Consider the following 20,480-nt stretch of genomic DNA (forward strand, 5'->3'; position numbering starts at 1 on the left):
CTTGCCTCCCTCTGGATGAACCGGTGGCACACGAGAGTTGGTTCGAAGGAACGTCGTATCCGTTCGCCGCCGTGGGATGTTTGCGCGGGTTGGTCATGGATCCTCCTGTCGGACGCGGTCGGACAGGAATGGTCAAAGAGCGACGGAGACGGGCACCTGGCCCGCCGGGCGGCCCGCCGCGGGTACACACGCCCGTCGGAAATACAGGGCGGCTTGCGTACTGCGCGGCGTCAGGTGAACCTTTTCGCCGCCCCCGTCCGTGCAACAGATGGAGGAGTCGGCGCCGGGTGGTGTCCGTCCGGCGGGACAGCGTTGAGGAGATCGGCGATTGAAGATCGGCATGGGGCTGCCCCACCAGATTCGCCATGTCCGGCGCGCCGTCGTGCCCGAGTGGGCCAGGTGCTCCCAGGAGGACGGCTTCAGCTCGCTCGGCTCACTCGGACGTATCTCCTACCCGGGCGTCATGGACACGGACGCGTCGGTACCCGCGGCGAGCGTCACGAGTGAGAGGGGTCTGATGAGCACCCGGCTGCTCGGGCCCGTCCGGCCGCCGATCCCGCCGGCGAAGGAGGCGGTCGGCACTGACGCGGTGTCCGGCGGCCGTCTCACGCCGCGGCTTGGGCCGGCCGGACGGCAGGACGACTACGTGGGGTACGGCCACGAGCCGCGCGGGACCGGCAAGCGGCTCGACCGGGACATCGAGACCCACCGCAGCAGAGTGTCGCGCGGCCACCTACCCCCTGGTGGTGACACACCTCCAGGCTGTGACAACCCGGTCGTGCCCTGGGGGAGCCGCGCGGTGCCGCTGCTGTTCGGCGGCCTGGCACAGGCGTCGTCCGACCAACACGGTACGGCGAGTACGGCGGTCATGAGCGGAAGCGGTCCGGCGGGGATGAGCGGGGACGGTCCGGCGGGGATGAGCGGAAGCGGTACGGCGGCCGTGAACAGTGGCCGCTCCGGGACACATGAGCGGCGGGGGCCGCTCCGCCCGCCTGCCGCGCACGCGTGTTCGCACACCGGACGACGAGCGGCCGGAAGCCGGACGACCGGCGCCGGCAGTGCCCCGCCGAGCCGCGGTACGGCGGGGCATGTCGTGCGTGCCACCTGGGGCCGCACGGCGAACCGGACCGCGGGCGGCGCGTATCAGTCCTCGTCGTCCGCCAGGCCGTCCGCCGCGGTGACACCTGCCGCGGACTCGGCGAGGGTGTACATCACCGACCGCTGCTGCTTGTGGCGTCGGATCCGTCCCTTCGCGACGAGCGACTCAAGGGTGTTCCGCACCACCTGCGGGGTGGGCGACCTGTCCGGGTGCTTCTGCATGAGTTCGTCCCGCAGCTCCTTGGCCAGGCGCGGCTCGTCGTAGGCAGCGAGCAGGTCCGCCAGGAGATCCCCGAGCAGGGGCTGCCGCGACTTCCCCTTCGCGGCAGCCTTCGTCGTCGAGGTGCTGGTGCGTTTGCCCGCGGACGACGCCGGGCGGCGCGCCGGTGTGTCGGCGGCGGACTCCTGCTTGGCCTTCGGGTGGGACTTCGCCCGTGTGATGACGGGCTCGTCCTGCGCCTGCTCGGGCAGCGGGGACAGTTCCTCGGAACCCTCGTACCGCTCAGCGAGCACCAGGATGTCGACCAGGAGTGCTTCCTCCTGCTCCAACATCTTGATCTTCTCCGCCAGTTCTCGCTGTCGGCGACGGTTCTCCTCCAGATCCGACGCGGCCTGTGCTACGTACCGCGATCGGAGCGTGGCGGCTGAATGGCTGGTCACAACCGTTCACTCCCTAGTAATGGTTGACGCTGCGCATGGTACCTATGCCGAAGCGTCGGTGCAGAGGAGCGCTGACGACGTGAAAGGGCTCCCCGAGGCCGTGTTGCTGGTGGCGGCGGTCGCCGGTGCGTCGGGTCTCGGCACAAATATGCCCTTGAAGTGTGCAACTGAACCGCACATTGCGGCTGATCTCGGGGATGCGTATCAGATTTCCAGCGGCATATGTGATGAAGAAGACACGATGGTAGGGATATGTTCCATGCCGACATCTCACATGTGCCCTGCGGTCACCCGGACGTGCCGCCGACCGGCACCGCGGGCCGCGCGGCGACGTCGACGTGCGGCCGGGGGATGTTCCGGCAGCTCGGTCCGCCCGCCGCGTCCGAATCCGCCGACCGCCGTGTGACCCGTACGCGGAGCGCGCCCGCACCCTGCTTCTGACCGGCGGTAGCCGGGGCCGGGCGGTGCTTCCTCCGGCACGGGGCGGCGGGAGATGTGCAAGGGCGAGGCCCGGCTGCGGGTGAGCCCCACGTCTCCGCGGCCGGATCCGGTGGGTATCCGGCGGGGGAGCGGTCACGAAGGTGCCTCAGGGTGCACACGTGTGAGTAAAGGGGGTCCGCTGTGTCGGGCGCAACGTGAGTGACATTCAACTCTTACCGTACGGTAGGTCTCTGGTCCGTGACCTGCCCGTGGCGCCTTCGGAGCGGCATCATCCCTGTTCAGAGCGGATTTTCTGGTGGTGTGCCGGTTGTTCACACGTCAAGCCGTGGCGACAGGTCACACGTGTGTCACAGATGTGGAAGTTTCTCATACGTGCACTGCATAGAGTGTGCGTGCAGAGACTGCATCCGGTCTGTGTGACAGAGAAACAGGATGGCTCAGAGTATGGCTACGCTCCCCACGGCCACCACCCGGTCGGACCTGCTGGGCACGATCATGAGAGAACACTGGGACCAGCTCGTCTCGTATGCCGAGAGGATGCTGGGCGACCACGGAATCGCGGAGGACATCGTCCAGGAGACGATCATTCGGGCCTGGCGGAACATCGACCGCTTGTACGGGATGGAGGGCTCGGTCCGGGGCTGGCTCCTCACCGTGACTCGGCATCTCGTCATCGACTGGGTGCGCAAGCCTTACGCGCGCAGGGAGGTGGCCGGAGCCGCGTACACCGATCCGCAGTCGCGGACCGACGGCTTCGAAGCGGTGCACAGTGCCATGGTGGCGAGGCCCCTGCTCGGCCGGCTGTCCCCGGAGCACCGCGCGGTCCTGATCCACATATACCTGTGCGACCGTACGGTCCAGGAGACCGCAGGCATACTCGGAGTGCCCCCGGGCACGGTCAAGTCCCGGCAGCACTACGCGCTGCGCAAACTGCACACCGTGCTCAGCTCCGAAGCTGCCTGAGCGGACCTTGTGGTGCTCCGCCGGGTGTGCGGCGGGCTTCGCCAGGTGTACGGGGAGAGCCCGTGTGCGTCGGTTTGTGCGTGACAGGTCTGTGTGTGACGACCCGTGTGCGGCGGTCCGTGCGCGGACGGTCCGTGTGTGTCGACCCGTGTGCGGCGGCACGGAGACGAGCGGCAGGTCAGCGGCCCGCCAGGACGGGCGCGTTCTTCCGCCGGGCGCGGTAGGCGGCGGCCTTGACCTTGTTCCCGCAGGATTCCATGCCGCACCACTGCCGTCGTGCGCCGCGGGAGCGGTCGACGTAGACGCGGGTGCACTCGGGATTGCCGCACTCCTTGAGAAGGTGTGCCTCCGGTCCGCCGAGCAGTTCGACGGCGTGCCGGGCCACGGTGGCCAGGGCCTGTCCGGGCGTCGCCGCCGTCCGCCGCCGCGGCGGGCTGAACTGCGGTGCCGCGGAGGGCCCGCGCGCCGCGGCGTTCACCTCGGCGAGCGCGTTCTCGTCGTACCGCTCGCCGAGCCGGCGGGCCGCCACCAGTTCGTAGACGGCCTCCCGGACGGCCTTCGCCCGCTGGAGGTCGGCTTCCCCGGCCGGGGTGACCGAGTCGACGAGTCCGGACTCCCGGTACCAGGCGTCGAGCCGATCCGGTGTTGTGAGCATTTCAAATCGAGACGAGCGTCTGGCGCGCAGCGTCGCCGCGAAGTCGAGCGCGGGGTCGCCGCACACGAATACATGGTCAGGTTTCATGTAACCATTTTGACGGGTGACAGTCAGGCACGCAAGGTCCGTAACCCATTAGGCAGGTTGGCATGTTGACGGCGGTCCTGCGGCATGTCACGATCGTAACCCGTTAAGACGGTGATTCTGGGGGTTGTGATCGCAGTCGTGGCCGCCGGCGCGCGCCTGCACGCCTTGGACGGCGATTCCCGTGCGCCGCGAAGACCGTCGCCAGGTACGTCGAAGGAGCAGCGACATGGCAGAACAGCCGAGACGGCGCGCCGACGGCGCACCCGTGGGGCGGCGTGCCCTGCTGGGTGTGCTCGGCGCGGGGGCCGCGGGGCTCGCCGCCGCGCCGTACCTCCAGGGCGGCTGGGAGAAGGTCCTCGCCGCGGCCTCCCAGGTCGACTCGACCGGGCTGACCGGCCTGCTGCCCAACCCGGGCGGCTTCCGGTACTACAGCGTCGTCGGTTCGGTGCCGCACAAGGACGAGACGAACTACCGGCTGACGATCGGCGGCCTGGTCGACCGGCCGAAGACCTATTCACTCGGCGAACTGCGCGCGCTTCCGCAGACACGGATCGTCCACGACGTCCTGTGCACCGACGGATGGCGCGTGGACGACACCCCCTTCACCGGCGTGAAACTGGCCGATCTCCTGGATGCCGCCGGAGTGCGGTCACGGGGCACGGCGGTCCGGTTCACCTGCTTCGACGGCGCCTACACCGAAAGCCTCACCCTGGAGCAGGCCCGCCGCTCCGACGTCCTGGTGGCCCTGAACATGCAGGACAAGCCGATCACCCACGAGCACGGCGGCCCGGTCCGCCTGTACGTGGCGCCCATGTACTTCTACAAGTCGGCCAAGTGGCTGTCCGGCATCGAGGTCACCGACAAGGTGGTCCCCGGCTTCTGGGAGGAGCGAGGCTATGCGGTCGACGGCTGGCTCGACGACGCCGACCGGCACGATGACGCCGCCTGAGGTCTCCGGCCGGGTCCGCCGGTTCAGCACCGCCGAACGTCTGGTCCACCGGGCCACCGGCTGGCTGATGCTGCTGTGCCTGGTCACCGCGGCCTGTCTGTATCTGGGCCCGGTCGCCCAGCTCGTCGGCAGGCGGCACCTGATGGTCACCGTCCACGAGTGGTCGGGCATCCTGCTGCCGGTGCCCTTCCTGCTGGGGCTGATGTCCGCGGAGTTCCGCGCGGACCTGCGCAGACTGAACCGCTTCGCGGTGTACGACCGGCAGTGGCTGCGGGCCGTCCGCAGGCGTCTGACGTCGCCGCAGGCGCGCCCGGCCGGCAAGTTCAACGCGGGGCAGAAGCTCTACGCGGGCTGGATCGCCGGCGCCGTGCTGATGATGATGTTCACCGGCCTGCTCATGTGGTTCATGGGTCTGCTGCCCTTCATCTCCCGCACCAGCGCGATCTTCGTCCATGACTGTCTCGCCTGGGCGATGACCGCCGTCCTGCTCGGGCATCTGCGCACGGCGTACGGGGATCCGGAGGCGAGGCTAGGTATGCGGACCGGATACGTCAGCCGGGCTTGGGCGGAGCGGCACCATTCCCGATGGCTTGACGAGGACCGTCTCGGTAGGGTGGCGAAGAAAACAGTCGATAAGTGACATATATCTCAGGCGCGGTCTCATCGTGACGCCGGAGACCGTCCGTGACCCGCCGCCACGGACCGACTGGGGGGCGACCCGCCGCCACGGCGCGGGGACGACTCGCCACCGCGGACCGGACCCGCCGCCGCAGGCCCCCGCGACCCGCCGCGGGGCCCGCTCGGCCGGGCCGCGTCAAACGCGGCTGACAAGGCGGGAAACGCCCGTGCCGCACTCTCCCCCGTTCAGGGCGCACCGGGCACACATGGCAATGAGGACAGGAAACCAAATCTGTGGGTGACACTCGACCACACGCGGGAGACAAGCACGACGACGAATCCGTATCGGCCCTCGGCGAGGACCTGGCAGCCGCACTGCACTGTGCCGTCCACGAGGCGGCCCACCGCCTCGGTGCCGTCGCCGCGGCCGTGTATCTGCTGACCGCCGACGGCAGTGAGCTGCGGCCGGCCGTGATCGGCGGCAGCCCGCCCGCCGTGCTGACCCTGCCCGGGCGGATGGCCCTGGACACCCTGTACGCCTCCGCCCACGCGCTGGTCACCCGCGAGCCCGCGTTCCTGGCCGACCCCGACCCGCAGCGGGAACCGGAGCCCGGCACCGTGGCCTACCCGTACACCGTCGCCGCGGTCCCCCTCATGCAGGGTGAGCACCGCTTCGGTTCCCTGACGGTCCTGCGCACCGCGGACAGCGGCGGGTACAGCGACCTGGACTGTCGGCGACTGCGCCGGATTGGCGACCGGCACGCCGCCGCCCTGGCCGGTCTCCTGGACCAGGGCGCCGTGCTGACACCCGGGAACCTCCCGCTGCTGGTTCCGGTGTTCGGCACCCTGGCGCCCTCGCCGCCGCACGGCATACCCGAGATCACCTGGGGAGTGCCGGGCGTCGCCGGGTCCGCCGGGATGAGCCTGATGTATCCCCTGCACCGGCTGGCCGCCATGCTGAACCGGGCGACGACCATGGAGCACGTCACCGCGGCGGCGGAGTTCTGTCTCAGGGCACCCTTCCGCGCCCAGGCGATGGCCCTGGCGTCCGCGGCCGACGGCCGCCTGTGGGTGGTGGGACACAGCGGCCGGTCGTCGCGTCTCGTCCACGAGGTGCACGGCACACCCCTGCATGCCCGTACGCCCGCGGCCCGGGCCGCGCAGAGCCGGGCCGGGCGGGCCCTGTTCTTCCCCGCGTCGCCGGACGGTGAGTCGGGGCCGGGTACGGGTAGGGGCACGCCGAAGGACCGGGGACACGCCGCCGTGGTGCCGGACGGCGGGTCGGGTCCGGGCAGGGGCACGGCGAAGGACCGAGAACGCGCCGCCATGGCGCCGGACAGTGAGTCCGGCGTGGCCGGGGACCGGGGACACGCCCTCGCCTGCCTCCCGCTCATCGGCAGCAGGCACGTCGTCGATCTGCCGATCGCCAGGGACGACCACACCGTCGGGGTCTGCTGTCTGGCCTTCGGCGGACCGCGGAGCTTCGCGCCCGAGGAGATGGCCGTGCTGAGCATGATGGCCGGGCTGCTCGGCTCGGCGGTCGAGCGGGTCGTGCTGGGTGCCCGGTGTCAGGCATTCGCCGAGAACGTCCAGGCGCGGCTGCTGCCCTCCGCGCTCACGGAGGTGCCCCGGCTCAGCACCGCGGCCCGGTACCAGCCGGCCACGGTCTGCGGGGAGACGGGCGGCGACTGGTACGACGTGATCCGGACGCCGGACGACCGTGTCGCGCTGGTCATCGGTGACGTCGAGGGGCACACGATCGAGAGCGCCGCCGTCATGGGTCAGCTGCGCAGTGCCGTGGCCGCCTACGCCGCCGAGGGCCATGGGCCGGCGGCCCTGCTGCAACGGACCGGCGCCCTGCTGGCGCGGCTCGGCACCGACCTCCTCGCCACCTGCTGTGTGGTGGCCCTGGACACCGACGACGGAACGGCCGAGGTGGCGCTGGCGGGGCACCCGATGCCGCTTCTCAGGCTGCCCGACGGCACCGTGCGCCCACTGCGGGCACCCGCGAACGTCCCGCTCGGACTGACCGACGGCACGCCGTACCACGCCTGGAAGCACACCCTGCCGACGGGCGCGTTGCTCATGCTCTACTCGGACGGGCTGCTCGATCCCGTCGATTCCGGTGGGACGGGGGCCTCCGAACTGCTGGCGACCCTCGGCAGGGAGGCGGGCGACAACCTCGAAGACCTGGCCGATCGTCTGTTGCAGGGCATGACCGGTTCGTGCGGGCGGCGCGACGACACGGCGCTGCTCCTGGCCCGCTACGAAGGAGCGGACGACAGGGCGATGCCTCGGACCGGGCGGCTGCACATCCACCGGCGTGACCTGCGGGCGGTCGCACAGGCCCGTGGTTTCGTGCACGAGCGCCTGCGCGAGTGGGGGCTGGCGGACCTGTCGGACGATCTCCAGCTCATGACGTCGGAGGTCGTGACCAACGCCCTGGTCCACGCGGGCAGCGATGTCGACATCCGCATCAGGTTCTTCGGGGACCGCGTCCGCCTTGAGGTGCGGGACGAGGCCACCGACCCGCCCGTGCCCGCCCTGTACTCCCTGTCGGAGGAGGGGAGCAGCCGGGCGGAGCACGGGCGCGGCCTCTACCTGGTCGACGCGCTGGCCCGCGCGTGGAACACCTCACCGAACGGACGGGGCAAGACCGTCTGGCTCGAAGTGGACGTCCGGGAGGCGGCGGACCGTCGAATGACCTAAGCGGTCCGACCAGTATGTGTCTGCCGGACGGGCGGACACGTGTGTCTTTGGAGCGGCGTGCACATGGGTGGCCAGCCGTTTCTTCCCGTGGCTGGTCTCTGCCCCGGCTGTGCTGTTCCGGTGTGCGGACGATTCGGTACGGCGCTTCCGGGGTGACCGTCAACTGACTGATGTGCCGGGGAGAGACCCAGGCCAGAGTGGGTGGCGTCGACCTCGGTGGAGTTCCGGCCGCCCGCGCCCTGCTTCACATGTCGCCCTCGTAACCTGCTTGACCGGTGACGTATGTTCGTGTCATTCTCTTCCCGATACCTGGGCCGGAGACACGCGTATACATGTGTCACCGCTCCAGGCAGACACCTACTTCTGGATAGGAAAGTCATGAGACGACTTCTGACCGTCCTCGCGGCCGGTGTGCCGCTGGCCGGGGCGGTGTTCCTGCCGACCGCCTCGGCGGACACCGGGAGCTCCGCCTCCGCCCCGCGTACCTGCTCGTCCATCGGGGTGACGGCACCGGCCGGCACAAAGGTGGAGAACGTGACCTCGGTCAGCCGCCCGGCCGGCACGGTGGACGTGCCCGCCATCCCGCCGCTCGACGCCGCGCAGGTGCCCGACGTACCCGCCTACTGCGACGTGACCGTCACGCTGACCCATCCGGGCCAGGGCGACCACGCCAAGGTGAAGGTCTGGCTGCCGCAGAACGACTGGAACGGCCGCCTGCAGACCGTCGGCGGCAGCGCCTACGCCGCCGGTGACTACGGATCGGGCCTCGCCGCCGCGGTCAAGAACGGCTACGCCGCCGCGACCACCGACGCCGGCGTCGGGACCTACCTCGACACGAGCTGGGGGCTGAACAGCAAGGGCCAGGTCGACACGGCGCTGCTGGAGAACTTCGCCTCCCGGTCCGAGCACGAGACGGCGGTGGTCGCCAAGGAGGTCATCGACGGCTTCTACGGCCGGGCCGCCTCCTACTCGTACTTCAACGGCTGCTCGACCGGCGGCCGTCAGGGCTACATGGAGGCCCAGCGCCACCCCGACGACTACGACGGCATCCTCGCCAACGCGCCCGCCATCAACTGGGACGAGTTCGAGGTCGCCACCCTGTGGCCGCAGGTGGTGATGAACGAGGCGAAGACCTACCCGACCGACTGCGAGTTCAACGCGTTCAACGCCGCCGCGGTCAAGGCATGCGATCCGCTCGACGGCGTCAAGGACGGCCTGGTCGAGGACCCGAACCGGTGCGACTTCGACCCGCGCAAGCTGATCGGCACCACGCTGGAGTGCAACGGCAAACAGGTGACCGTCACGGCGGCCGACGCGGCCGTGGTCCGCAAGATCTGGGACGGCCCGCGCACCGCGTCGGGCAGCAAGCTGTGGTCCGGCGTGCCGATCGGGGCCTCGCTCGGCTTCCCGAACCTGGCGGGCACCCTGCCCGGCACCGACGGCAACCTCAAGGGCGCGCCGTTCCCCGTCCCCGCCTCCTGGGTGGCGACCTGGCTGAAGAAGCAGCCGTCGTTCGACGTCTCGACCATCACCTACAGCCAGTTCACCCAGCTGTTCAAGCAGTCCCAGGCCGAGTACGACAAGGTCATCGGCTCCGACGACCCGGACCTGTCGGCCTTCCGCAGGTCCGGCGGCAAGCTGCTCACCTGGCACGGCCAGGAGGACCAGCTCATCCCCACCCAGGGCACGGTGCAGTACCGCAAGCAGGTCGAGCGGAAGATGGGCGGCGCACAGCGCGTCGACGACTTCTACCGCCTCTTCCTCGCCCCGGGCACGGCCCACTGCGGCCTCAACGGCCAGACCGACGACCTCGGCGCCCTGCGGACCTGGGTCGAGCACGGCAAGGCCCCGAAGACGCTGACCGCCACGCTGACGAACTCCGCCGGCCGACAGGTCACCCGTGACCTGTGCGCCTACCCGATGGTGTCCCGCTACAAGGGCCACGGTGACCCGGCCGCCGCCGACAGCTTCCGCTGCGTCCGCGACACCCGGCACTGACCCTCCCCACGACGCACGTCACCCCAGAAAGGCCCCACGACCATGAGCACGAACACCGCGACACCCGGAGCGCCCACGGCGGCCGGTGAGCGCTCCTCCTTGCTGAGGCTCTACCTGTCCCGAGGCATCCTGGCCGTCGCGTGGGCCGCCGTCTTCGCCGGAGCCCACGAGAGCGTGGACGCCCTGGCGATCACCCTGCTGGTCGTCTACCCGCTGATCGACGCGGTCTCCTCGTTCATCGACCGCCGTGCCCTGCCGGAGGGGTCGGAGCGTCAGGTGACGACGTTCAACGGGGTGCTCAGCACCCTCGCCGCCCTCGCCGTCGGTATCGCGGGGGCCGGGGGAGTGGCGCCGGTGCTCCATGTGTTCGGCGCCTGGGCGATCCTCTCCGGAGCGGCCCAGGTGGTGGTGGGGCTGCGGCGGCGCGGCCCGGAGCTGGGCAAGCAGTGGCCGATGCTGATCGCGGGCGGCCTGTCCTTCCTCGTCGGCATCACCTACAACATCCAGGCCGCGGGCGACGATCCGTCGCTGGACGTGCTGGCCGTCTACGCCACGGGCGGCGGCGTGTTCTTCATCGCCCAGGCCGTGCTGCTGGGCTGGAAGGCCCGCCAGCTGCGGACCGCCTGAGCACCACGTCGCGTCCCGGTCCGTACCCGCACGGGTGCGGACCGGGACGCTTCCGTGCCACACCCCGGATTCACCCGGAAGGGGTGGCGGTGCCGGACCGGGACCGCCACCCCTTCGGTGTCCTCCACCCTCGTCACCGGCTCACCGGCTCACCGGCTCACCGGCTCACCGGGCGTGCGGCCGACCCCGCGCCCGCGCCGGAGCGCGCTCAGCCGATGCGGTAGCGCACCGGTAGCGACACCGCTCCCCGCATGATCCCGGACGGGATCCACCGGAGGGAGTCCACCGGAACGGCCAACTCCAGCTCGGTCACCCGGGCCAGCAGGGTGCGCAACGCGATGGTCGCCTCCAGCCGGGCCAGCGGGGCGCCCAGGCAGTAGTGGACGCCGTGGCCGAAGGCCAGATGGCGGGCGTGCGGACGGGCGACGTCCAGCACGGCGGGATCCTGCCCAGCGGCCTGCTGGGCGTCGTGCCCGGCCGAGCCGAGCGCCACGGCGACGATGCCGCCCCGGGGGATGCGCACCCCGCCCAGCTCGATGTCCTCGGACGCGAAGCGGTTCGTGGACCGCTCGACCGAGGTGTCGAACCGCAGGAACTCCTCCACCGCCCCGGGCATCAGCTCGGGACTGTCCCGCAGCAGCCGCAGCTGGTCGGGGTGGCGCAGCAGCGCGAGGGTGGCATTGCCCAGGAGATTGGCGGTGGTCTCATGGCCCGCGACCGTCAACATCAGGGCCGTACCGACCAGTTCCTCCTCCGACAGCCGACCGTCGTCCTCGTCCCGGACGGCCACCAGCGCGGACAGCAGATCGTCCTCGGGGGAGTGCCGCTTGTCCGCGATGAGGCCGCGCAGCAGGCCGTGCAGACCGGCCAGCGCCGGGCGGTGCTCCGGCGAGGCGACCTGAAGGGCGTGGCTCGACCAGCGCCGGAAGTCCTCCCGGTGCTCCACCGGGATGCCGAGCAACTCGGCGATGACGGCCACCGGCAACGGCGCGTTGAACGACTCCACGAGATCGATCTCACCGGCGAGCGGCATGGCGTCGATCAGGTCGTTTGCGATCTGCTGGATGCGCGGGGCCAGTTCGGCCGTGCGCCGCGGCGTCATGGCCCCCGCGGCCAGCCGGCGCAGCCGGGTGTGCTCCGGCGGATCGGCCTCCAGCATCTGCGCGCCGAGTCCCACCCCGGGCTGATGCAGTACGTATCCCGCGGCGGCCAGGGCGTCGGCGGCCGGCCGGTCGTCCTTCAGCAGCGCCGGGTGGGTCAGCGCCTCCCGGGCCAGATCGTGCCCGACGACCACCCAGCCCTTCAGACCCAGGTGGAACTCGGCCGGGTGGATGGGACCGAGCGCCCGCAGCCTGGCGTACTGCGCGGGGGCGTCCGCCTTGAACGCGGGGCTCAGGACCACCCTCCCGTTCCGGTGGGGGCACTGGTCTTCCTGCGGGTTCATACGGTTCTTCCCGGTCTGCGGGCCCAGGTTCCCGGGCGGGTCGGTACGGTGGGCGGCGCGCCCCGGCACGGCGTTGCGCACCTGGTGGCCGGCTTCGGGAGCCGGTACGAAGCGGTCGCCCCCACCGGCAAGCGTGCGGGGACGACCACTTCTGCCCCGCCGCCCGTGACCAGCCAATCACCATCTTGGCGGCGGGGGGTCTCCATCTGGGTCTCCATCTGGGACAACGAACAAGGACTCGGCCGGGGTTCACGGCCCCGCGCGGAGCCCGGCCGGGCGCGTCCGGGTCCGCTGCCCGCCGTCCCGGCCGTGGCTTCCTGACAGGTCCCGCGGGCTCAGGTGAGGGCGGTGACCAGCAGGGCGAAGGCGGCGATGATGACGGCGACGCGGACGTAGTGGAAGCGGTCCCAGCGGTTCATCTGCTGCTTCCAGTCGGCGGGCAGGTTCTCGGCGGTCCACGTCTTGCCCCGGTTGTTGATCGGGACGAGCAGCAGGATCGACATGATCACGCTGAGGATCAGCAGCGCGGCGGCGGTGACGACGAGGCCGGTGCCGTGGTGGTGCCGGCCGGCGATGGCCCAGACCGCGACGAGGACGAGCGAGGCGATGTACCAGAACGGCATCACGGCGCCGAGCAGCCGGGCCCCGTGGGTGCGGCCGTGCAGGCCGTTGTCGCCCGGGAGGCCGTCGAGGATCGGGTTGACGAAGAAGGCGACGGAGAACTCCACCCCCACCATCACGCCGACGACCACGGTGGTGACGACCTCGATTGCGTTGAACATGATGACCCCTCCTGGAATCTAGCGCCGCTAGATGGCGAGTCAACGCTAGTTCTACTGTCGCTCGATTGTCTAGCGGTGCTAGCATCGAATCATGTCGGTACAGGAACGCAAGGAGCGCGAACGCGCGGACCGCGAGCGCCTCATCTTGGCGACGGCCCGCGAACTCGCCGAGCAACAGGGCTGGGACGCGGTCACCACCCGCCGGCTCGCCGAGCGCATCGAATACAGCCAGCCCGTCCTCTACAGCCACTTCCGCGGCAAGCGCGAGATCGTCGGCGCCGTCGCCCTCGAAGGCGCCGCCGAGATGGCCGCGGCGGTGCGGGCCGCGGCCTCTGCGGCGGACGGCCCGCGCGCCCGGGTCACCGCCCTCGCCCGCGCCTACCTCGACTTCGCCGCACACAACCCGGCGGTCTACGACGCCATGTTCCAGCTCGACGGCGGCCTGGCGTTCGCGGACGAGGACACCCCGGAACCCCTGAAGGACGCCTTCGCCGCCCTGCTGGAGAGCCTCGGGGAGGTCGCAGGCGACGGCGTCCACCCGGCGCTGTTCACCGAGGTGTTCTGGGCGGCCCTGCACGGGCTGGCGACCCTGACCCGGGCGGGACGGCTGCCGCCGGAGGACACCGAGCGGAGGACGGAGCTGCTGGTGGACCGGCTCGCCAAGCTCTGACGCACCACCGTCCCGGCGGACACACAGCCGGGATCCCCGGGCCCCGCTGCCTGTCTGCGGCATCGCTTCCGGTCACTCGGGCCCACACGGCGCAACCGCAGATCGCCCGACCCCGTCCCCCCGACGAGACACCCGCCCCGGAAACCGCGGGTGCTCATTGTTCACGCCCCGATACGCGCCCTAGAGTCATGACCACACATATTTTTCTATCGCGAGATACATGTTCAAGGGGTGCTCATGCCAAATGTGTCCGGACCCGCGGGCGCGTCCCCGGATCACGCCCTGCCCCTGCCCGGCCTGGGCGAAGACCCCGTCGCCGTGCTGGAAGCCGCGGTGTGGGCCATGGCCGCGGTGGTGAGCACCCAGCGGCAGGCGCTCGCGGAGCCCCTCGAAGACGTCCTCGCCGCCGATCCGCAGCGTGCCGCGGTCCTGGCGAGCGTCGGCCTGCTGAGCAGGAACGGCGACGGATTCGACGTGCACCCCGCGCTGCGACCCGCCCAGGGCGCCGACGGGCGCAGCGCGGTGGAGGCCAAACTCAGCTCGCTGCGCCAGGCGGTCGCCGCCGCGGCCGTCCCGCCGGCCGGTGCGCCGCAGGGCGGCTGGGCGGCACAGACCGACGAGGTGCTGCTCGGCCAGGGCCGGGCGTCGGCCGGGACGGGTCGCGCGCTGGCCGGGAAGGTCGTGCCGCAGCTCGCCGGCGCCGCGGACCTGCTGGCCGCCGAGGGGAGCCGCGTCCTCGACGTGGGCACCGGTGTGGGGCTGCTCGCCCAGGCCCTGGCCCAATCCCTCCCGCACGCCCGGGTGACGGGCATCGACGTAATGGAACGGGCGCTGCGCCTGGCCCGGCAGGAACTGGCCGGGGCTGACCCGGCGGTGGCCGCCCGGGTGTCCTTCCGGCAGCAGGACGCGGCGGACGTGCCGGAACGCGACACCTACGCGCTCGTCTGGCTGCCGGCCCCCTTCCTGTCCGAGGAGGCGTTGCGGTCCGCCCTGCCCCGCCTCGCATCGGCCCTGGTGCCGGGCGGCTGGCTCGTGGTGGGTACCAACCCGGCCGCCGGTGACGCGCTGCGCCGGTCGGTGGGCCAGTGGCTCGCGGTGCGCAACGGCGGCAACTCCTACGACACGGCACGGATGACCGAGGTCCTGGAGTCACTCGGCCTGCGGGAGTCACGGACCTTTCCCACGGTGCCGGGCGGCCCCGTCCTCGTGGCGGCCCGGCGCCCCACGGGCTGAACCCGGCCCTGGGGACATCGGTGCGGGCGCGGGCACTCGCCAACTACCGTCACATCACGTGGGAAACGGCGCAATAGCGCCCGCATCGCCCAAGTCCGCACCTCGCTCAAGGAAGAGCTTCCGCACGCCCAGGCGACCGTGGAGATCGAGGGACCGGAGAAACCGGCCCGCATGGCGGCGGAGTTCTCCCGGTCGCTCTCCGCCTGCGTCGCCACGACCGACCCGTACACCCTCGGAGAGGGCGCGAACCTTCCCCTCTCCGATTCGGGCTCCGCACGCATCCGACGCTTCCTGAACCGTGCGGCGTCGAAGCGCACCCAGTTCGTCACACACGCGCGGAAGACCATCGACACACGCAGCGGACACGGACCCGGTCCTGAACATCACGCCCGGCGCGACGGGTCGGCGACGGCGTCGGCAGGCCCGCATGCTGATCGGCACCCCGCCCGGCCCCTGACGGCCGGCCCGGAGCCGGAGCCGGTGTAGGTCGGCTGTCGGCGGTGGACGGCGCGCTGTCGGTGATCTGTCGACGGCTGCCGGAATTCTGGCACCGGTCGGCGCCGGCCGGCAACGGCGGCACCGGCCACGTCATCACACCGTGCCGACTCACGGGGACGGGCCTCCCGGCGTACTCGGCCGGGGGCCCGCCCAGCGGTCCGCAAGCAGGAAGGAAGCACCATGACCACTCCGGTCACGATCATCGGCGCAGGACTCGGCGGCCTCACCCTGGCCCGCGTCCTGCACGTCCACGGCATCCCGGTCACGGTCCACGAGGGGGAGCCCTCCCCGTCGGCGCGTGCGCAGGGCGGGATGCTCGACATACACGACTACAACGGGCAACTCGCTCTTGAGGCAGCCGGCCTGATGGACGAGTTCCACGCCCTCGTCCTGGCGGGCCGCCAGGCGATGCGGGTACTCGACCGGGACGGGAACGTCCTGCACGACACACCCGACGACGGCACGGGCACACGTCCCGAGGTGCAGCGCGGCGAGTTGCGGCGGATCCTGCTCGACTCGCTCCCGGCGGGCACCGTCCGGTGGGGGCAGAAGGCCAACGGTGTCCGGGCGCTCGGCGAAGGGCACCACGAGGTGTCCTTCGCCGACGGCACCACCGTCACCACGAGCCTGCTGGTCGGCGCGGACGGCGCCTGGTCACGGGTCCGGCCGCTGCTCTCCACCGCCACCCCCCGGTACACCGGCATGTCCTTCGTCGAGACCTACCTGTTCGAGGGCGAGACCCGGCACCCCGCCGCCGCGAAGGCGGTCGGCGGCGGATCGATGCTCGCGCTCGCACCCGGGAAGGGGATCCAGGCCCACCACGAGAGCGGCGGCACGTTGCACACCTACGTGGCGCTGTCCAGGCCGCAGGACTGGTTCGCCGCCGTCGACTTCACCGACGCCGCGGCGGCCACCGCCCGGATCGCGCGGGAATTCGCCGACTGGGCACCGGAACTGACCGCGCTGATCACCGACAGCGACACCGCGCCGGTGCTGCGCCCCCTCAACACCCTGCCCGTCGGGCACCGGTGGGACCGGGTGCCGGGGGTGACTCTGGTCGGCGACGCCGCGCACCTAGCGGCTCCGAACGGCGAAGGCGCCAACCTGGCCATGCTCGACGGCGCCGAACTCGGCAAGGCCCTCGCCGCACACCCCGACGACACCGAGGCCGCACTCACCGAATACGAGCAGGCCATGTTCCCGCGCAGCGCCGAAGCCGCCACGGAGGGCGACGGGTTGTACGAGTTCATGTTCGGCGACGACGCACCCCACGGCCTGATCGACATGTTCACCGGATCCGAGGGGCCCCGTTGAGCAGGCCGGGTGAAGCCCGCTGCGGTTCGGCAGCGCTCTGAAGGGGGCAGCGGGGAACGGCGCGACCGGCTACGACCGCGCCTCAGGGCATCCGTCGCCGGGGCGGCCCCGGGGCGTACTCGCGCGCGCCGTCCGGCCCGCGCGGGTCCGGCCCGGGACTTCGACGGCCCGCGCCCGGCCGGCACACAGGGGTCTCACGCCTCCCGGACGCGGGGGTGTCACACCTCCCGGTCGACGGGCGTCTTGCCCAACGCGTCACGCAGCGCCGCGCGAGAGGTGATGCCCAGCTTGGGGAACACCCGGTACAGATGGGAGCTGACCGTGCGCGGGGACAGGTGCATCCGCTCGCCGATCTCCTTGTTGGTCAGGCCACTTGCGGCGAGATCGGCGATCCGGTGCTCCTGCCAGGTCAGCGAGGCCAGGTGGGCGGAGGAGGCGGGAGTGGACATTCCGGAGGCCCGCAGCTCGGCACGGGCCCGCAGGGCCCAGGCCGCGGCGCCGAGCCGCTCGAAGGACTCGGCCGCGCGGGTCAGCATGGGCCGGGCGGCCTTGGGCCCCTGCGAGTGCCGGATCCGGATGCCGTGGGCGAGCCGGATCCGGGCCAGCTCGAATGGGAACCCGGCCTCCGCCGAGAGGGCTTCGACCCGCTCGTACATCTCGGCGGCCTCCTTCTCCTCCTCCGCCGTCATGGCCAGTGCCCCGTAGGTGATCAGGGCCAGCCGGGGCGAGATGCCGGGCAGCCCCGCTTCCCGCGCGGCCACCGCGTGCCGGCGGGCCTGTTCCGCGCGGCCCGTGTGCACCGCCGCCTCGACGAGGTCGAGCAGGGTGCGCGGGGCCTGGTGGGCGCAGGGCTCGAACGAGCCGGGGGGCGTGATGCCGATGGCGTACAGGTAGGCGGTTTCGTAGTCACCCTCGCTCAGCGCCGCGATCGTACCGACCGCGTCGGCGATCTGGGTGAGGAAGCCGACGCCGCGGGGGCGTGCCCAGGCGTCGACGACGGCCTGCAACTCGCGCGCGCGGTCGGTCTCGCCCCGCATGGCGGCGAGGAGGGCCAGATAGGCACGGCTGTGATGGGCGAAGAGCGCGTGCTGGTGGGTCGTCGCCAGTTCCAGGCCGCGTCGGCCCGTGCGTTCGGCCTCGTCCCACTCACCGACGGTCATCTGATCGAGCATGATCAGGTGCAGCATGGTCATGCCGCTCGACGTCGCCCCGGTCTCGACCTCACGGTCCACGGTGCGCTGGAGGTAGGGACGGTACTGGTTCAACACATCGACGTGGTACGCCGCGACACCCAGCCGCGTGACCTCCCACGGTTCGAGGTTCGGGAGGCCGGCCAGGGCCCGCTCGACCCGCTCGCGCAAGCCGGCGCCGTGCCGCACCACGTCGCTCCACGCGTCGCGGTAGACCAGCGATCTCGGCGGAACCAGCTCGCCCAGCGAGCCGAGGAGTTCGCGGGTCTCCTGCCAGGACGCCGGATCGCTCGCGTACTGGCAGATGGCGAGCAGCAGGTTCACCAGGCGGGTCAGCACCTCGTCCGGCCCGTCGACCCCGTTCTCCCGCATGGTCTCGATCGCCGCCATGACCTGGCGGCGCGAGGACCGTACGTCGCCGTCCTGGTACAGCGCCAGATAGGAAGCCGTCACCGTCGAGGAAGGAGATTCGTTTCTGCCGGGTACGACGTCGGAGTGGACCAGCCGCTGGGCCTGCTCCAGGAGAGCGGCGTGCCCGGCGATGAAGGCCGCGTCACCCAGGCGCCGCGACCGGTCCTCGCGGTCCTCGCTCAGCTCCGCGGCGCGGGTCAGCCAGGCCATGGCCGCCAGCGCGCCACCGCGCCGGGTCGCGGAGCCGGCCGCCGCCTCCAGCTTGGCCGCGACCCGCTCGTCGGGGTCCACCGTCGAGGCCGCCAGATGGGTGGCGTGCCGCTCGATGTCGTCCTGGTGCACCCGCGCGAGGGCCGCGTGTGCCGCGCGCCGCTCGTTGGGGGTCGCCAACTGGACGACGGTCGACCGCACCAGGGGATGGCGGAAGACGAAGTCGCCGCTGAGCGGGTCGATGTCCAGGAGGCCGCGGAAGGCCGCCTCGTCGGCGTCCATCATGCGGTACCGGGTGCCGCCGCCGATCCGGCCGGTTCCCTTTCCCGCCTCGACACCGTCCAGGGCGCCGCGCAGCAGTTCCGCGCGCACGGTGGCGCTCAGGTCCTTGATACGTGTCCCGAAGACGTGCTGGAGCCGGCGGGGCAGCGGGACACCCCGGTACCCGGACGACTCCTCGGTGCCGCGTCCGGTCCGGCCCGCGCTCAGGAAGGGCGGCAGCTCCAGCAGGGCCAGCGGGTTGCCCTGGGCCTCGTCCAGGACGACCCGGCGGAGCTGCGGCTCCAGCCCGGGGTGATGCGTGTCCAGCAGTTTCTCCGCGTCCGGTTCGGACAGCGGCGGCACGTGCAGTTCCGGCAGGGCGGCGGTGTCGAACCGGGACGGGATGTCGGAACGCAGTCCGATGACGAGCTTCACCGAGCTGCCGGCGAGCCGGCGTCCCGCGAATCCGCACACCTCGGCGCTGGAGGTGTCGAGCCACTGGCCGTCGTCGACCACCAGCAGGAGAGGTTTCTGCGAGGCCGCGAGAGACAGCAGGTCGAGGACCGCGATGGCGAGGGTCATCACCGACGGAGGTCTGTCCTCACTCCGTCGGAAGACGACGTCGAACGTCGCCCGGGTCGCGTCGTCCAGCCGGTCGATGTGGGAGAGCAGCGGGTACAGGAACTGGTGCAGGCCGGCGAACGGCAGATCCGACTCCGCCTCGACCCCGGCAGCCCGGATCACCCGGTGGTCCTCCCGCGCCGCGAGCTGGGCGACGTGATCGAGCAGGGCGGTCTTGCCCACACCCGTCTCGCCCCGCAGGGTCAGGGCCTGTCCTCCGGAGTTGCTGACGAACGCGGACAGCGTTTCCCGCTCACTCTCACGGCCGATCATCGCTCCGCCGAGTGACTCCACGGCCCCGCTCCCTTCACCCCGGACCACCTCGGTCCGATCACACCCGCATCCGTGCCTGCCGCCGGTGCGCATGCACACACCGTGCCGTGTCCCCCGCGCCGCCACGAGGCGGACCAGGGTCCCGCTTCCGAAGGACATGCGTACGACGGGAATCCGCCCGGCCGCCGTCCGACGCGGCTGACCGCGCACGCATGCGGAACGTGACCACGTTGTCACACGTCCGGAATCGCCCAGGGCGGGAAGGGCTGGTCGATGCCTGCCCCTGAAGAGCGTAGTCGCTGCTCATCGCCTTCCTCCCGCTCCACCCGGACCACCGCCAAGCAGAGTAGACGCCCGACATGGCTCACGTCATCCGGAAAGTCGAGGGATTCGCATACGGGACGGATTTCACAGTATCGGAATGACATGTTTCAGCGGGGTATGGGTGACTCCCTCCGGCAATGGGAACGTGTGAGGAAGACACCCGAGAAACCTTTCGGTTCCGCACCGCCGTGTACTCCGCTGCCCCGCTCGGCAGGCACCGGGCGCTCGGCCACGCGCCACGGCCGTTCCGGGCTCGGCGCGCGCCACCGTGAACCTCGGGGCGTACTACATACGTGTCACCATCGGTCGGATTCCGTCGCCCGTATCTGCTCTTCTGCTCTGCTCTGCGCTGTGCGACGCCGGAATGTTCAGGTGCGGGGCGCTCGGCGCGCCGCGAGTGAGGTTGCGAGATCGAGATGAGTGCACAACTTTCGAGTCATGCCA

At 71.3% G+C, this 20,480-nt stretch carries 14 protein-coding genes; 9 read left to right on the plus strand and 5 right to left on the minus strand.

Annotated features, from left to right (window positions below; genetic code table 11):
• Window positions 1-1,143: 1,143 nt before the first annotated feature.
• Complete coding sequence (locus tag ACFY2B_RS05425) at window positions 1,144-1,758, minus strand: hypothetical protein (RefSeq protein WP_390761810.1); 615 nt, start codon at window positions 1,756-1,758, stop codon at window positions 1,144-1,146.
• Window positions 1,759-2,643: 885 nt separating this feature from the next.
• Here ACFY2B_RS05425 and ACFY2B_RS05430 point away from each other — a divergent pair.
• Window positions 2,644-3,162 (plus strand): sigma-70 family RNA polymerase sigma factor, encoded by a 519-nt coding sequence (locus ACFY2B_RS05430; RefSeq protein ID WP_390761811.1) that lies wholly within the window; start codon window positions 2,644-2,646, stop codon window positions 3,160-3,162.
• Window positions 3,163-3,340: 178 nt separating this feature from the next.
• Here ACFY2B_RS05430 and ACFY2B_RS05435 read toward each other — a convergent pair whose 3' ends face one another.
• The gene (locus ACFY2B_RS05435; RefSeq protein WP_390761812.1) at window positions 3,341-3,904 is read right to left on the minus strand and encodes a CGNR zinc finger domain-containing protein; all 564 of its coding nucleotides are present in this window, start codon (window positions 3,902-3,904) and stop codon (window positions 3,341-3,343) included.
• 226 nt (window positions 3,905-4,130) lie between these two features.
• On the opposite strand from ACFY2B_RS05435, the gene ACFY2B_RS05440 reads away from it, so the two are divergent.
• The 5 genes from ACFY2B_RS05440 to ACFY2B_RS05460 all read left to right on the plus strand — a co-directional run bounded on the left by ACFY2B_RS05440 (window position 4,131) and on the right by ACFY2B_RS05460 (window position 10,805).
• A complete protein-coding gene (locus ACFY2B_RS05440; RefSeq protein WP_390761813.1) occupies window positions 4,131-4,853 on the plus strand; it encodes a molybdopterin-dependent oxidoreductase in 723 nt (240 codons plus the stop codon).
• Complete coding sequence (locus ACFY2B_RS05445; protein WP_390761814.1) at window positions 4,801-5,493, plus strand: cytochrome b/b6 domain-containing protein; 693 nt, start codon at window positions 4,801-4,803, stop codon at window positions 5,491-5,493. The genes ACFY2B_RS05440 and ACFY2B_RS05445 overlap by 53 nt, the downstream gene beginning before the upstream one ends.
• 272 nt (window positions 5,494-5,765) lie before the next feature.
• A complete protein-coding gene (locus ACFY2B_RS05450; protein WP_390761815.1) occupies window positions 5,766-8,180 on the plus strand; it encodes a SpoIIE family protein phosphatase in 2,415 nt (804 codons plus the stop codon).
• A 378-nt stretch (window positions 8,181-8,558) separates the two neighbouring features.
• Entirely contained in the window at window positions 8,559-10,178 is a 1,620-nt protein-coding gene (locus ACFY2B_RS05455) for a DUF6351 family protein (RefSeq protein WP_390761816.1), read from the plus strand.
• A gap of 42 nt (window positions 10,179-10,220) precedes the next feature.
• Entirely contained in the window at window positions 10,221-10,805 is a 585-nt protein-coding gene (locus ACFY2B_RS05460) for a DUF308 domain-containing protein (RefSeq protein WP_390761817.1), read from the plus strand.
• A 208-nt stretch (window positions 10,806-11,013) separates the two neighbouring features.
• Here ACFY2B_RS05460 and ACFY2B_RS05465 read toward each other — a convergent pair whose 3' ends face one another.
• The gene (locus ACFY2B_RS05465) at window positions 11,014-12,249 is read right to left on the minus strand and encodes a cytochrome P450 (protein WP_390761818.1); all 1,236 of its coding nucleotides are present in this window, start codon (window positions 12,247-12,249) and stop codon (window positions 11,014-11,016) included.
• A 335-nt stretch (window positions 12,250-12,584) separates the two neighbouring features.
• Entirely contained in the window at window positions 12,585-13,031 is a 447-nt protein-coding gene (locus tag ACFY2B_RS05470) for an anthrone oxygenase family protein (RefSeq protein ID WP_390761819.1), read from the minus strand.
• 91 nt (window positions 13,032-13,122) lie between these two features.
• On the opposite strand from ACFY2B_RS05470, the gene ACFY2B_RS05475 reads away from it, so the two are divergent.
• The 3 genes from ACFY2B_RS05475 to ACFY2B_RS05485 all read left to right on the plus strand — a co-directional run bounded on the left by ACFY2B_RS05475 (window position 13,123) and on the right by ACFY2B_RS05485 (window position 16,746).
• On the plus strand, window positions 13,123-13,701 hold the full coding sequence (locus tag ACFY2B_RS05475; RefSeq protein ID WP_390761820.1) for a TetR/AcrR family transcriptional regulator: 579 nt from the start codon (window positions 13,123-13,125) through the stop codon (window positions 13,699-13,701).
• A gap of 237 nt (window positions 13,702-13,938) precedes the next feature.
• On the plus strand, window positions 13,939-14,934 hold the full coding sequence (locus ACFY2B_RS05480; protein WP_390761821.1) for a class I SAM-dependent methyltransferase: 996 nt from the start codon (window positions 13,939-13,941) through the stop codon (window positions 14,932-14,934).
• A gap of 678 nt (window positions 14,935-15,612) precedes the next feature.
• Window positions 15,613-16,746, plus strand: a complete 1,134-nt coding sequence (locus tag ACFY2B_RS05485; RefSeq protein WP_390761822.1) for an FAD-dependent oxidoreductase — start codon at window positions 15,613-15,615, stop codon at window positions 16,744-16,746.
• Between the two features lie 218 nt (window positions 16,747-16,964).
• Here ACFY2B_RS05485 and ACFY2B_RS05490 read toward each other — a convergent pair whose 3' ends face one another.
• Window positions 16,965-19,712, minus strand: coding sequence for an AAA family ATPase (locus ACFY2B_RS05490; protein ID WP_390761986.1), 2,748 nt, complete (start codon window positions 19,710-19,712; stop codon window positions 16,965-16,967).
• Window positions 19,713-20,480: the final 768 nt, after the last annotated feature.

Origin of the sequence: Streptomyces sp. NPDC001270 (genome assembly GCF_042896695.1) — a bacterium.
In the GTDB taxonomy this organism is placed as follows: Bacteria; Actinomycetota; Actinomycetes; order Streptomycetales; family Streptomycetaceae; genus Streptomyces.

Excerpts from the sequence above, each read along its gene's own strand:
- ACFY2B_RS05430 (WP_390761811.1), top strand. The coding sequence starts at position 2,644 with ATGGCTACGCTCCCCACGGCCACCACCCGGTCGGACCTGCTGGGCACG.
- ACFY2B_RS05435 (WP_390761812.1), bottom strand. The coding sequence starts at position 3,904 with ATGAAACCTGACCATGTATTCGTGTGCGGCGACCCCGCGCTCGACTTC.
- ACFY2B_RS05440 (WP_390761813.1), top strand. The coding sequence starts at position 4,131 with ATGGCAGAACAGCCGAGACGGCGCGCCGACGGCGCACCCGTGGGGCGG.
- ACFY2B_RS05445 (WP_390761814.1), top strand. The coding sequence starts at position 4,801 with ATGCGGTCGACGGCTGGCTCGACGACGCCGACCGGCACGATGACGCCG.
- ACFY2B_RS05455 (WP_390761816.1), top strand. The coding sequence starts at position 8,559 with ATGAGACGACTTCTGACCGTCCTCGCGGCCGGTGTGCCGCTGGCCGGG.
- ACFY2B_RS05460 (WP_390761817.1), top strand. The coding sequence starts at position 10,221 with ATGAGCACGAACACCGCGACACCCGGAGCGCCCACGGCGGCCGGTGAG.
- ACFY2B_RS05465 (WP_390761818.1), bottom strand. The coding sequence starts at position 12,249 with ATGAACCCGCAGGAAGACCAGTGCCCCCACCGGAACGGGAGGGTGGTC.
- ACFY2B_RS05470 (WP_390761819.1), bottom strand. The coding sequence starts at position 13,031 with ATGTTCAACGCAATCGAGGTCGTCACCACCGTGGTCGTCGGCGTGATG.
- ACFY2B_RS05475 (WP_390761820.1), top strand. The coding sequence starts at position 13,123 with ATGTCGGTACAGGAACGCAAGGAGCGCGAACGCGCGGACCGCGAGCGC.
- ACFY2B_RS05480 (WP_390761821.1), top strand. The coding sequence starts at position 13,939 with ATGCCAAATGTGTCCGGACCCGCGGGCGCGTCCCCGGATCACGCCCTG.
- ACFY2B_RS05485 (WP_390761822.1), top strand. The coding sequence starts at position 15,613 with ATGACCACTCCGGTCACGATCATCGGCGCAGGACTCGGCGGCCTCACC.
- ACFY2B_RS05490 (WP_390761986.1), bottom strand. The coding sequence starts at position 19,712 with ATGATCGGCCGTGAGAGTGAGCGGGAAACGCTGTCCGCGTTCGTCAGC.